Origin of the sequence: Pseudomonas sp. FDAARGOS_380 (assembly GCF_002591235.1) — a bacterium.
Taxonomy (GTDB): domain Bacteria; phylum Pseudomonadota; class Gammaproteobacteria; order Pseudomonadales; family Pseudomonadaceae; genus Aquipseudomonas; species Aquipseudomonas salmasensis.
On the sequence record NZ_CP023969.1, the window covers coordinates 6,125,587 to 6,138,554 of the forward strand.

Sequence of the window (12,968 nt, forward strand, 5' to 3'; positions counted from 1 at the left end):
GCACCGCGTAGGTCATTTGAGCAGGGCTTCGATCTCCTGGGTCAAGTCCTGGGGCTTGGTGGTTGGCGCAAAGCGCTTGACCTGCTGGCCATCACGGCCGATGAGGAACTTGGTGAAGTTCCACTTGATGTTCTTGGAACCCAGTAGCCCCGGAGCCTGCTTTTTCAACTGCACGAACAGCGGGTGAGCGTCGCTGCCATTGACGTCGATCTTCTTGAACAGCGGAAAACTGACGCCGAAATTCAGCTCGCAAAACTCGGATATCGCGCCTTCGTTGCCAGGCTCCTGCTTGCCGAACTGGTTGCAGGGAAAGCCGAGCACTACCAGGCCCTGGTCCTTGTATTGCTGCCAAAGTTGCTCGAGGCCCTTGTACTGCGGGGTGAAGCCGCATTTGCTGGCGGTGTTGACCACCAGAATGGCCTTGCCAGCAAAATCGGCCAAGGTCTTTTGTTCACCCTTGATGGTGGTGCAAGGGATGCTCAGCAGGGAGTCGCTCATGGCAATACCTCAAGTCAGCGAAAGAAGAACCTTATTCGTGTAGGAGCGAGCTTGCTCGCGAAAAACTCCCAGACGCCGCGCTCATTCAGGCGCCCCGCGTTATCGTTGACGTTTTTCGCGAGCAAGCTCGCTCCTACGGGGGCTACGCGAGCCTAGCGCGGCACCAGATCCAGGCATACCGAGTTGATGCAATAGCGCAGGCCCGTCGGCGGTGGACCGTCCGGGAACACATGCCCCAGGTGTGCGTCACACTTGGCGCAGGTGACTTCGGTGCGAATCATGCCGTGGCTGACATCGCGGATCTCGACCATCGCACTATCGGCAATCGGCTCATAGAAGCTGGGCCAACCGCAGCCGGAATCAAACTTGGCCTTGGAATCGAACAGCGGCTCGTTGCAGCAGATGCAGTGGTAGACGCCGTCGGTCTTGGTGGCGTTGTACTTGCCGCTGAACGGTCGCTCGGTACCTTTGAGACGGCACACGTTGTACTGCTCCGGATCGAGCATCGCCTTCCATTCGTCTACAGTTTTCTGCAACTTATCCATCGGTACACCTCGGCAACTGAAAAACCCTGATCTGTGTCTTTTCCATGGATCAGGCGGCACGTATGATTGCGCCTCTTCAAAACGCCAGTCTGGCACCCGCGCCACCGGCATTCAAACGTATTTATGGGTGCGGGCCGTGCAGGCTTCACCCTACGGTAGTGCCTACGCCGTCGGGATCGTTCATTTTCAGGATCACATCGCCATGCAGGTCAGCAAATCGAACAAGCTCGCCAACGTCTGCTACGACATTCGCGGCCCAGTGCTCAAGCACGCCAAACGCCTGGAAGAGGAAGGCCATCGCATCCTCAAGCTGAACATTGGCAACCCGGCGCCGTTTGGTTTCGAGGCGCCGGACGAAATCCTCCAGGATGTGATCCGCAACCTGCCGACCGCCCAGGGTTATAGCGACTCCAAGGGCCTGTTCAGCGCGCGCAAGGCGGTGATGCAGTACTACCAGCAGAAGCAGGTAGAAGGCGTCGGCATCGAGGACATCTACCTGGGCAACGGCGTGTCCGAGCTGATCGTGATGTCCATGCAGGCATTGCTTAACAATGGCGATGAAGTGCTGGTGCCAGCCCCGGATTACCCACTGTGGACCGCCGCCGTGACCCTGGCGGGCGGCCACCCGGTGCATTACCTGTGTGATGAAGGCGCCGACTGGTTCCCGGACCTGGCCGACATCAAGGCCAAGATCACCCCCAACACCAAGGCCCTGGTGATCATCAACCCGAACAACCCTACAGGCGCGGTGTATTCCAGGGAGGTGCTGCTGGGCATGCTGGAACTGGCACGCCAGCACAACCTGGTGGTGTTCTCCGACGAGATCTACGACAAGATCCTCTACGATGACGCCGTGCATATCTGCACCGCCTCCCTGGCCCCGGACCTGCTGTGCCTGACCTTCAATGGCCTGTCCAAGTCCTACCGCGTGGCGGGTTTCCGCTCCGGCTGGATCGCCATCTCCGGGCCCAAGCACAACGCGCAAAGCTACATCGAAGGCATCGACATGCTGGCCAACATGCGCCTGTGCGCCAACGTACCGAGCCAGCACGCGATCCAGACCGCCCTCGGCGGTTACCAGAGCATCAATGACCTGATCCTGCCCCAAGGCCGCTTGCTGGAGCAGCGTAACCGCACCTGGGAATTGCTCAACGCAATCCCCGGCGTGAGCTGTGTGAAGCCCATGGGCGCGCTTTATGCGTTTCCGCGGATCGACCCGAAAGTCTGCCCGATCCTCAACGATGAGAAGTTCGTGCTCGACCTGCTGCTGTCAGAAAAACTGCTGGTGGTGCAAGGCACCGCCTTCAACTGGCCGTGGCCGGATCACTTTCGCGTAGTGACCTTGCCACGCGTGGATGACCTGGAAATGGCCATTGGTCGCATCGGCAACTTCCTGAAGTCCTATCGCCAGTAAGGCCATTGACGCTGTACGACCCACAAAGGGTCGTACAGCGATTATCTAGCAACACTTCTGTGTCACTTACTTGCGGTTGTACTTCATTCGGCCTCTGCCGATGTCGTACCCCCTATAATCACGGGGCGACGGGGCAGCATCGGGTCGATCAAGGCTGACAATACAGGTGGGAAAATCCCTTCAAGGCCCTACGCCCGAGGTGTAGGACACAGTTTGAAATAGTCCCCCGGTTGAATCACCCCATGCCGCACCTTATATACCCCGCAGTGAGCGACATATTAAGCATGAGGAGAATTCTACAACCATGATGCGCATCCTGCTGTTCTTGGCCACTAACCTGGCGGTCGTACTGATTGCCAGCGTCACCCTGAGCCTTTTTGGCTTCAACGGGTTCATGGCGGCCAATGGGGTTGATCTGAACCTCAATCAGCTGCTGATTTTCTGTGCGGTCTTTGGTTTTGCCGGTTCGCTGTTCTCGCTGTTCATCTCCAAGTGGATGGCGAAGATGAGCACCAGCACCCAGATCATCACTCAACCCCGCACTCGCCATGAACAATGGCTGATGCAAACCGTGGAGCAGTTGTCTCAGGAAGCTGGCATCAAAATGCCCGAAGTGGGGATTTTTCCAGCCTATGAGGCCAACGCCTTTGCGACCGGCTGGAACAAGAACGACGCATTGGTGGCCGTGAGCCAGGGCCTGCTGGAGCGGTTTTCGCCCGATGAAGTCAAGGCGGTGCTGGCCCACGAGATCGGCCACGTAGCCAACGGCGACATGGTCACCCTGGCGCTGGTACAGGGCGTGGTGAACACCTTCGTGATGTTCTTTGCGCGGATCATCGGCAACTTCGTCGACAAGGTCATCTTCAAGAACGAAGAAGGCCGTGGCATTGCCTACTTCGTGGCGACCATTTTCGCCGAGTTGGTCCTGGGCTTCCTGGCCAGCGCCATCGTGATGTGGTTCTCGCGCAAACGCGAGTTCCGCGCCGACGAAGCCGGCGCACGCCTGGCGGGCACCAGCGCAATGATCGGCGCGCTGCAACGCTTGCGCTCCGAACAGGGCCTGCCGGTGCATATGCCCGACAGCCTGACCGCCTTCGGCATCAACGGCGGCATCAAGCAGGGCCTGGCTCGCTTGTTCATGAGCCACCCGCCGCTGGAAGAGCGGATTGACGCACTGCGTCGCCGCGGCTGATAGCCGGATGACTCGACAAGGGGCGATCTGATCGCCCCTTTTTTATGCCTGCTGATTTTCACCGCTCTCTGTAGGAGCGAGCTTGCTCGCGAAAAACTTCAACGATACGCGGGCTTTCTGAATGAACGCGGCGCCTGGGAGTTTTTCGCGAGCAAGCTCGCTCCTACAAAAGCAAAAGCCCTTATCAGCGCCTGGTCAGCCGATAAGCACGCTCTTCAAGGCGGGTAACACCGTCCTGCAGGAACTTTCCGCTCTCGCTCAGGATGTCCCGCTCCTCCAGCCGCTCCAACGCCCAATATGACCCCAGCAGCAGCTGCACTTCCTCGTCCGTAACAGCAAAAGGTGGGCCGGCCTTCTGCGCTTGGTCGTAATCGACGGTAATCAGCAACCCCTGGCAGCCTGAGGTCAGCAAGGCATTCAGGTGCTCGGCGTATTGCGCACGCATCAGTGGCGGCAATGCGATCAACGCGGCGCGATCATATACGCCGCGGCAACCGGCCACCGCCTCGGCATCCAGGCTGAAGAAATCGCCACACCACAGTTCGATCTGGCCCGCCTGGTAGACCTTGAAGGCGCCCTTCTGAGTGACGTGCGGCACAAGCCCCTGCTCGCTGAAGAACGCCTCAACCGCCTGCTCCGATAGCTCCACGCCCATTACCGGGTACCCCTGGCTCTTAAGCCATACCAAGTCCAGGCTTTTGCCACACAACGGCACCAGCACCTTTGCCCCCTCGGGCAGCCCCAGCACGGGCCAGTGCCGTTGCAAATAGGGATTGACCTCGCGCTGGTGGAAACCAATCTGATTGCTCGCCCAGCGGTCCTGCCAAAATTCAGGCTGCATAAATCACTCCGAAAATTCGATCAAAAGGCGCTAAAACTTATATTAGATTTAGATCGATGATCTGATTGAAGATGGCTCCATCTTAACCCTCAGGACCCTGCTCATGCTCCCCAGCCTGTTTATCTCCCACGGCTCGCCCATGCTGGCCTTGCAACCCGGCGCCAGCGGCCCTGCGCTGCAGCGCCTGGCTGCCGAGCTGCCACGGCCCACAGCCATTGTGGTGGTGTCGGCGCATTGGGAAAGCCCGCAGCTGCTGGTCAGCGGCAGTGCTGCACCCGAAACCTGGCACGACTTCGGCGGCTTCCCGCGCGAGCTGTTTGCGGTGCAATACCCCGCGCCGGGTGACCCACAACTGGCCAATGAGATTGTCGAACTGCTGCACGCCGACGGTCTGGCTGCCAGCATTGATGAACGTCGGCCTTTCGACCATGGCACTTGGGTCCCGCTGTCGCTGATGTACCCGGCAGCAGATATTCCGGTGGTGCAAGTCTCCTTGCCCAGTCGCATGGGCCCTGCCCTGCAGACCCGTGTCGGGCATGCACTCGCCAGCCTGCGTGAACAGGGTGTGCTGTTGATCGGCTCCGGTAGCATCACCCATAACCTGGGCGAACTGGATTGGCGCGCCGGGCCGGAGACGATCACACCGTGGGCCCGGGAATTTCGCGACTGGGTGGTCGACAAACTGGCGACCAATGACGACGCCGCCTTGCATGACTATCGCCGCCAAGCGCCACATGCCGTGCGCAGCCATCCCAGCGATGAGCATTTGCTGCCGCTGTACTTTGCGCGGGGTGCGGGCGCAGATTTCAGCGTGGCGCACCAAGGCTTCACACTGGGCGCCCTGGGCATGGATATCTATCGCTTTGGCTGACGCCGTCATACCTTTTGAAGCTGGCTTGCCTGCGATAGCGATGTATCAGTCACAGACTGGCTTGCTGACTCACCGCTATCGCAGCATAGGTATCTACACAACTTTGGTGTGACGCTGGACCTGTGGCGAGGGAGCTTGCTCCCTTAACGGGCTGCCAACCGACGCTGTTCTAACTGACACACCGCAGTCCAAATGTGGGAGCTGGCTTGCCTGCGAAGACGGCCTGACAGTCAACACAGCTGGACCGTGTACATATCCATTCCTGCGGTAACGGCCACCTAGGGTTCCGCTCTGACAGCGGCTCACTTTTGAAAAGCGCAAAAGTAAGCAAAACGCTCTTGCCCCACCACTCGGCACCTCGCCTAGGCTCGGTGTGCCCGTAATCCGCCAGTGATTTGGGGGGCCGCCGCCACGCGCCATCCATGGCGCGGGGCGGCTAAACCGGCATCCCTGCCGGTTTACCCCCCAAATCCCTGTCGAATTCCGGCCAGCGTGGTTTAACGGGGCGCCTAAGATCAAGATCAAAAGCAGATCAAGAGCGGCTCGCTTCGCATCGTGGTTACCGTTTGCTGCGACAGCCTACAAAGTTGTGTAGATACCTATGGCTATGGCAGGCAAGCCAACTCCCACAGTTGATAGCGTCGAAGACTAAAACAGAAGGCAAAAAAAATCCCCGAACCAGTCGGGGATTTTTTATGTGCGATCAATCAGCCCAAGGGCGGATCAATCTTCGCGGTAGCGACGCAGCTTGAGCTGCTTACCGGCAACGCGAGTGTCTTTGAGCTTGGTCAGCAGTTTTTCCAGGCCGTCTTCCGGCAGCTCCACCAGGGAGAAGCTGTCACGCACCTGAATACGACCGATGGCTTCACGCGCCAGGCCACCCTCATTGAGGATAGCGCCCAGCAGGTTCTTGGCAGCGATACCGTCACGCGCACCCAGCGCGGTACGGCAACGAGCACGGCCTTCAGCCAATGGCACTGGAGCACGACGCTCGCGGTCGCCACGGTCTGGACGGTCACCGGAACGCTCTGGACGATCACCGCGTGGCGCGCTGTTCGGAACCAGTGGACGTTCTTTTTCGATGGCTGCCAGGGTCAGGGCCTGACCGTTGGTGGCTTTGCGCAGCAGAGCTGCAGCCAGGGCACGCGGGGTGCAACCGATATCGGCGGTCAGGCGGTCCAGCAGGTCGCCGTGGGTCGATTCAGCGTCAGCCACCAGTGGCGCCAGGCTGTTGGTCAGTTTCTTGATGCGCGCATCGAGAACGGCCTGGGCATCCGGCAGGCGGACTTCGGCAACTTTCTGACCGGTAACACGCTCGATCACTTGCAGCATGCGGCGCTCACGTGGAGTCACCAGCAGCAATGCACGACCTTCGCGACCGGCACGGCCAGTACGGCCGATACGGTGAACGTAGGACTCTGGATCGTAAGGCATGTCAACGTTGAACACGTGGGTGATACGTGGAACGTCGAGGCCACGGGCGGCAACGTCGGTCGCCACAACGATGTCCAGACGGCCATCCTTGAGGGAGTCGATCACGCGCTCACGCTGGTTCTGGGCAATGTCGCCGTTCAGCGCAGCGGCCTTGTAGCCTTTGGCTTCCAGGGCGCTGGCCAGGTCCAGGGTCGCTTGCTTGGTGCGCACGAACATGATCAGGGCGTCGAAGTCTTCGACTTCCAGCAGGCTCAATACAGCCGAGGTCTTCTGGTCAGCGTGAACCAACAGGTGAGCCTGTTCGATCGCGGTAACGGTCTGGGTCTTGGTCTGGATCTTCACGTGCTCCGGATCGCGCAGGTGGCGTTCGGCAATGGCACGGATGGACTGCGGCAGGGTAGCCGAGAACAATACGGTCTGACGGGTCGCTGGCAGTGCCTTGAAGATGACTTCCAGGTCATCCATGAAGCCCAGCTTCAACATTTCGTCAGCTTCGTCCAGAACCAGGTGGTTCACGGTCGACAGGACTTTTTCGTCACGACGCAGGTGGTCGCACAGACGGCCCGGAGTGGCGACAACGATCTGTGCGCCATTACGGATGGCCTTGAGTTGTGGGCCCATAGGCGCGCCGCCGTAAACGGCCACAACAGTTACACCCGGCATTTGCTTGGCGTAGGTTTCAAAGGCGGTTGCTACTTGCAGCGCCAACTCACGGGTTGGCGCCAGGATCAGGGCTTGCGGCTCGCGCTTGGCAGGATCGATGCAATGCAGAATAGGCAGGGCGAACGCGGCGGTTTTACCGGTACCGGTTTGCGCCTGGCCAATCATGTCCTTACCGGCCATGATGATCGGGATCGATTGCTGCTGAATCGCCGAAGGTTCTTCGTAGCCAGTCGCTGCGACGGCTGCAAGAATATTCGGGTTAAGATTAAAAGCGGCGAAGCCGCCGGTTTCCTGGGTCATGGGTCTGCCTCTAAGTGCATCCGCAAAGACCCATGCTCCAAAGCTGCGCATGCCGTGTTGAGACTCAAGAGTCGCCCTGGCTGCTTTGTCGGCGGGGATTTGCGAAAACGAATGAATGAAAAAGATTCGTCAAGGGAGAGTCCGCTGTGCGGACGTGCAGCCGAAGCTGACTTCGGGGAATTGCGCTACCTAAACGCGGCCCGGTTAAAGGCCGGCGCGCACTATACCGGAAATAGCTGAAAAAGGGAGCTTTTTTTATCGCCAGGCACCGATAAAGCGCACTGCGTCACGGGTTTTGCAGATCCGTGCGCCAGCGTCTATTTTTCAGAGGCCCGGCCCTGTTGGTCATCACGCTTAAACGGTTCACCCAACCATTGAGACCCTTTGGTCTGAAACCTTACCCGCGCCCCGAGGGCACACCCCATGAATCAAGCCAGCAGTAGCCGTGTCAGCCGCGCACTTGAGGGCCATGTTCTATTGCTGGGCCTGGACCGTGTGGCCAAACGCAACGCCTTCGACCTGGATTTGCTCAATGCGCTGAGCCTGGCCTATGGCGAATTTGATCGAAACGATGACGCACGGGTGGCCGTGGTGTTTGCCCATGGCGATCACTTCACGGCCGGGCTGGACCTGGCCAATGTCAGCAGCGTGATGGCGGGCGGCTGGCAACCGCCGCTGGGAGGGTGCGACCCGTGGGGGGTGTTTGCCGGCCCGCGCGTGAGCAAGCCGGTAATTGTCGCCGCCCAAGGCTACTGCCTGACTATAGGTATCGAGTTGATGCTGGCGGCGGATATCAACCTCTGCGCCAGCAATACCCGCTTTGCCCAGATGGAAGTTCAACGTGGGATCTTTCCATTTGGCGGCGCGACATTGCGCTTTCATCAGATTGCCGGCTGGGGCAATGCGATGCGCTGGCTGCTCACTGGCGACGAATTCGACGCCCATGAAGCCCTGCGCCTGGGGTTGGTGCAGGAAGTGATGGCCAGTGAGGACCTGCTGCCCCGCGCCATTGAGCTGGCCAACCGCATTGCGCGCCAGGCGCCGCTGGGGGTACAGGCCACGTTGATGTCGGCGCGGATGGCGCGGATGGAGGGTGAGGCCGTCGCCGCCGCCGCTCTGCCGCCCATGGTGGATAAACTGCTCAATAGCGAAGATGCCAAGGAAGGGGTGCGGGCGATGGTCGAGAAGCGGCCGGGGGTGTTCAAGGGGATTTGAACGAACTGAATTAGCGGTCGGCAGTGAGAGCCTCTTCGCGGGCAAGCCCGCTCCCACAGGGGATGCACTTCAACAGAGAATGCAATTCAACTGTGGGAGCGGGCTTGCCCGCGAAAGCGTCCGAACGGGCAACTAAGTTGCTGGCCGAATCGCCTTGATCAACGGCTGCAACGAATACCCCAAGCGCGGCGCCAAGGCTTCGGCGCGGGCTGACAGCGCCTCCAGGTCCAGCTCCTGATCCAACTCCGAAGGCACCAACAGAATCACATTGCCCTCCTTCACCGGCAGCTCCCAGTAATGCCGGTGGTACAACCCACGCAGCAACGCCGCCCCCAGCGGTTTGCCGTCATCGGTGGCCCACTGGTTGATCACCAGCCAGCCGCCGGGGTTGAGTTTCTTCTGGCAGTTTTCCAGGAAGGTCCAGGCCAGATGCCCCACGCCTGGGCCGACATCGGTGTAGAGGTCGACGAAAATCAGATCGGCCGATTCGGCACTGTCGAGCAATTGCAGCGCGTCACCAATGCGGATGTACAAGCGCGGATCGTCATCCAGCCCCAGATATTCAATCGCCAGACGCGGTACATCGGGGCGCAGCTCAATGGCTTCGACATCGTCCAGCGCCAGGAACTTGAGGCACGCCTGGGTCAACGTGCCCGCGCCCAGGCCGAGAAACAACGCACTCTCCGGCTGCTCATGACACAACGCACCAATCAGCATCGCGCGGGTGTAGTCGTACTCCAGCCAGCTCGGGTCAGCGGTGAATACACAGCTTTGCTCAATGGCATCGCCGAATTCGAGAAAGCGGTAATCCGCCACTTCAAGCACACGGATCATGCCGAATTCATCATGGACTTCGGCCAGCAGGCGCTCGACACGCTCCTCGCTCATCACTACTCCTAAAGGGTCTACCGCACGACAAAGGCGCGATTGTCGGCCAAGCGGCCGCCACAGGTCACGCACTAATTGCTGCTAACATTGACGCCCCGACATCCACCCGCAAACGAGTTCATGATGAGCCAACCCTGGAGCCCCGATAGCTGGCGAGCCCTGCCGATCCAGCAGCAACCCCGATACCCGGACGCTGCCCACTTGCTGCAAGTGGAACAAAGCCTGGCGAGCTACCCGCCCCTGGTGTTTGCCGGGGAAGCCCGCGAATTGCGCCGTCAGTTTGCCGAAGTGACCCAGGGCCGTGCCTTCCTGCTGCAAGGTGGCGATTGCGCCGAGAGCTTTGCCGAGTTTTCCGCCGCGAAGATCCGCGACACCTTCAAGGTGCTGCTGCAGATGGCTATTGTCATGACCTTCGCCGCCGGTTGCCCGGTGGTGAAAGTCGGGCGCATGGCCGGCCAGTTCGCCAAACCACGCTCGGCCAACGATGAAACCATCGACGGCATCACCCTGCCCGCCTACCGTGGCGATATCGTCAACGGCATCGGCTTCGACGAAAAAAGCCGCGTGCCAGACCCGGACCGCCTGCTGCAGTCCTACCACCAGTCCACCGCCACCCTCAACCTGCTGCGCGCCTTTGCCCAGGGCGGTTTCGCTGACCTGCACCAGGTGCACAAGTGGAACCTGGATTTCATCGCCAACTCAGCCCTGGCTGAAAAGTACAGCCAACTGGCCGACCGCATCGACGAAACCCTGGCCTTCATGCGCGCCTGTGGCATGGACAGCTCGCCGCAATTGCGCGAAACCAGCTTCTTCACCGCCCACGAAGCGTTGCTGCTCAACTATGAACAAGCCTTCGTACGCCGTGACAGCCTGACCAACGACTACTACGACTGCTCGGCGCACATGCTGTGGATCGGCGACCGTACCCGTCAGTTGGACGGCGCCCATGTCGAGTTCCTGCGTGGGGTGAACAACCCGATCGGCGTGAAAGTCGGACCGAGCATGAACCCCGACGACCTGATCCGCCTGATCGACATCCTCAACCCGGATAACGACCCTGGCCGCCTCAACCTCATCGCCCGTATGGGCGCAGGCAAGGTCGGCGACCATCTGCCCAACCTGATCCGTGCCGTGCAGCGCGAAGGCAAGCAAGTGCTGTGGAGCAGCGACCCGATGCACGGCAACACCATCAAGGCCAGCAGTGGTTACAAGACCCGCGACTTTGCGCAGATCCTTGGCGAAGTGAAGGATTTCTTCCAGGTGCACCAGGCAGAAGGCACCTATGCCGGCGGAATTCATATCGAGATGACCGGGCAGAACGTCACCGAATGCATCGGCGGCGCACGCCCGATCACCGAAGATGGCCTGTCGGACCGTTATCACACCCATTGCGACCCACGGATGAATGCCGATCAGTCGCTGGAGTTGGCGTTTCTGATTGCCGAGACCTTGAAACAGGTTAAACGCTGACGTTTTATCGACCGGGATGACGCCATCGCGGGCAAGCCCGGCTCCCACATTTGAACGCGTTTCTCTGTGGGAGCCGGGCTTGCCCGCGATAGAGGTTTAAAGGTTGGTATCTCGGTTCAGCATCGCTGCCCTTAACCGGGCAGCACTGGGCCGCTGGCAATTGAGCTGGACCTGTTCCAGCCCTAGCCAGTCGGCCATTTTGCGCAGGTTCATCGCCAGCGCCAGCATGCCTTCCTCATCCAGCCCCGGCTCTTCCTCATGCACGGCATGCACGGCCAGGCGCCCATGGGCACGCTCGGCCCGCAGGTCGACGCGCGCGGCAATGCGCTCGTTGTGCAGAAACGGCAGCACGTAATAGCCATACACGCGCTTTTCTTGCGGGGTGTAGATCTCCAGCCGATAGCGAAAGTCGAACAGGCGCTCGGTGCGGCTGCGCTCCCATATCAGCGAATCGAACGGTGACAACAATGCACTGGCCGGTACGTTGCGCGGCAGTTTCGGCTGCGCCAGGCAATACGCGGGTTGCTTCCAACCCCGCACCTGGCACGCCAGCAGTTGCCCATCCTCGACCAGTTCGGCCAAGCGGTTGCGGCTGTCGGCGGGCTCGAGGCGAAAATAATCGCGCAGGTCTTTTTCGGTGGCGACACCCAATGCCGTCGCACTGTGCAACAGCAAGCCGCGCTGCGCTTGAGCCTCCCCCATGGAGACATTGAGCACCTCGGTGGGGATAACACGCTCGGGCAAATCATAGAGTCGCTCAAACCCTCGACGACCGGCGACCGTGACCAAGCCTGCGGCGAACAGCCATTCCAGCGCATGCTTTTCATCACTCCAGTCCCACCAGGGCCCGGCACGCTCCTCGCGGGTCGACAAGCTGCCAGCGCCCAAGGCGCCCTGCTGTTCGACGGTGCGCAACACGCGCTGGATCGTCGCTTGCTGTTCGCGGCCAAAGCGCGCCATCTGCGCATAGATCCCCTGCCCTTGCCGGGCGCGCTCCATGCGCCACTTCATCAGCGGATACAGCGCCATGGGCAGCAGCGACGCCTCGTGCCCCCAGTATTCGAACAACGAGCGCCGCCGCCCCTGGCTCCAGGCGGCTTGCTCAAGAATTGACGGGGAATAATGGCCGAGGCGGGAAAACACGGGCAGGTAATGGGAACGCACCAGCGCATTGACCGAGTCGATCTGCAGGACGCCCAGGCGTTCAACCAGGCGGTTGAGGTGCGCAGCCTTTATCTGTGCAGGCGCCTGGCGCCCGGAAAAACCCTGGGCTGCCAGCGCCATGCGTCGAGCTTGCTTGAGTGAAAAACACAGGTCGGCGGGCATGGCAATCTCCATAGAAGCTCGCCCCCTACCCTACTGCATCCGGACTTATTTTCGCAGCGGGTCTTCCCAGAAATGCCGATGGCTCTCCTGTGCGACGTCGGCGCGATTGAGCCCGATGTCCTTGAGTGCGTCATCGCTCAGGGTCGCCAGCATCTGGCGCTCCTGATGCAGTAGCTGCCAACGCGCAAATGTGTGAAACAGCCCGGCAAACGGCCATTTATCCGTCGATATGAAACCTTTTTGACCTTTCATCTTCTCGCCCTCCAGTGGGGATGACGACAGTGTGTGCCTGGCATTATGATCAATCCAAC

At 60.2% G+C, this 12,968-nt stretch carries 12 protein-coding genes; 5 read left to right on the top strand and 7 right to left on the bottom strand.

The features are described from left to right. Nucleotides 1-12: 12 nt before the first annotated feature. Together CRN80_RS28470 and msrB are read right to left on the bottom strand one after the other, a co-directional pair. Nucleotides 13-498 carry a glutathione peroxidase gene (locus CRN80_RS28470; protein WP_014717681.1) on the bottom strand — a complete coding sequence of 162 codons (486 nt, stop codon included), beginning with the start codon at nucleotides 496-498 and terminating at the stop codon, nucleotides 13-15. 152 nt (nucleotides 499-650) lie between these two features. Continuing rightward, entirely contained in the window at nucleotides 651-1,043 is a 393-nt protein-coding gene (msrB, locus tag CRN80_RS28475) for a peptide-methionine (R)-S-oxide reductase MsrB (RefSeq protein ID WP_003189907.1), read from the bottom strand. Between the two features lie 202 nt (nucleotides 1,044-1,245). On the opposite strand from msrB, the gene CRN80_RS28480 reads away from it, so the two are divergent. Together CRN80_RS28480 and htpX are read left to right on the top strand one after the other, a co-directional pair. Next, nucleotides 1,246-2,457, top strand: a complete 1,212-nt coding sequence (locus CRN80_RS28480; protein WP_044273990.1) for a pyridoxal phosphate-dependent aminotransferase — start codon at nucleotides 1,246-1,248, stop codon at nucleotides 2,455-2,457. A gap of 304 nt (nucleotides 2,458-2,761) precedes the next feature. Further along, nucleotides 2,762-3,649 (top strand): protease HtpX, encoded by an 888-nt coding sequence (gene htpX, locus CRN80_RS28485; RefSeq protein WP_003189904.1) that lies wholly within the window; start codon nucleotides 2,762-2,764, stop codon nucleotides 3,647-3,649. A gap of 184 nt (nucleotides 3,650-3,833) precedes the next feature. On the opposite strand, the gene CRN80_RS28490 is transcribed toward htpX, so the two are convergent. Continuing rightward, a complete protein-coding gene (locus CRN80_RS28490) occupies nucleotides 3,834-4,490 on the bottom strand; it encodes a thiopurine S-methyltransferase (RefSeq protein WP_098952275.1) in 657 nt (218 codons plus the stop codon). A 103-nt stretch (nucleotides 4,491-4,593) separates the two neighbouring features. Here CRN80_RS28490 and CRN80_RS28495 point away from each other — a divergent pair, with 103 nt between their 5' ends. Further along, on the top strand, nucleotides 4,594-5,361 hold the full coding sequence (locus CRN80_RS28495; RefSeq protein WP_098952277.1) for a class III extradiol ring-cleavage dioxygenase: 768 nt from the start codon (nucleotides 4,594-4,596) through the stop codon (nucleotides 5,359-5,361). Nucleotides 5,362-6,084: 723 nt separating this feature from the next. Here CRN80_RS28495 and CRN80_RS28505 read toward each other — a convergent pair. Next, a complete protein-coding gene (locus tag CRN80_RS28505) occupies nucleotides 6,085-7,758 on the bottom strand; it encodes a DEAD/DEAH box helicase (RefSeq protein ID WP_003189900.1) in 1,674 nt (557 codons plus the stop codon). A 423-nt stretch (nucleotides 7,759-8,181) separates the two neighbouring features. Here CRN80_RS28505 and CRN80_RS28510 point away from each other — a divergent pair, with 423 nt between their 5' ends. Then, nucleotides 8,182-8,973 carry a crotonase/enoyl-CoA hydratase family protein gene (locus CRN80_RS28510; RefSeq protein WP_032892724.1) on the top strand — a complete coding sequence of 264 codons (792 nt, stop codon included), beginning with the start codon at nucleotides 8,182-8,184 and terminating at the stop codon, nucleotides 8,971-8,973. Between the two features lie 132 nt (nucleotides 8,974-9,105). On the opposite strand, the gene CRN80_RS28515 is transcribed toward CRN80_RS28510, so the two are convergent. Continuing rightward, nucleotides 9,106-9,861 (bottom strand): spermidine synthase, encoded by a 756-nt coding sequence (locus CRN80_RS28515; RefSeq protein WP_003189897.1) that lies wholly within the window; start codon nucleotides 9,859-9,861, stop codon nucleotides 9,106-9,108. Between the two features lie 123 nt (nucleotides 9,862-9,984). Between CRN80_RS28515 and CRN80_RS28520 the strand changes: the two genes are divergently transcribed. Further along, the gene (locus tag CRN80_RS28520; RefSeq protein ID WP_032892728.1) at nucleotides 9,985-11,331 is read left to right on the top strand and encodes a class II 3-deoxy-7-phosphoheptulonate synthase; all 1,347 of its coding nucleotides are present in this window, start codon (nucleotides 9,985-9,987) and stop codon (nucleotides 11,329-11,331) included. A 96-nt stretch (nucleotides 11,332-11,427) separates the two neighbouring features. Here CRN80_RS28520 and CRN80_RS28525 read toward each other — a convergent pair whose 3' ends face one another. Continuing rightward, nucleotides 11,428-12,657, bottom strand: coding sequence for a winged helix-turn-helix domain-containing protein (locus CRN80_RS28525; protein ID WP_098952280.1), 1,230 nt, complete (start codon nucleotides 12,655-12,657; stop codon nucleotides 11,428-11,430). A 45-nt stretch (nucleotides 12,658-12,702) separates the two neighbouring features. Continuing rightward, on the bottom strand, nucleotides 12,703-12,909 hold the full coding sequence (locus CRN80_RS28530) for a DUF1127 domain-containing protein (RefSeq protein ID WP_014717673.1): 207 nt from the start codon (nucleotides 12,907-12,909) through the stop codon (nucleotides 12,703-12,705). Between the last annotated feature and the right edge of the window lie 59 nt (nucleotides 12,910-12,968).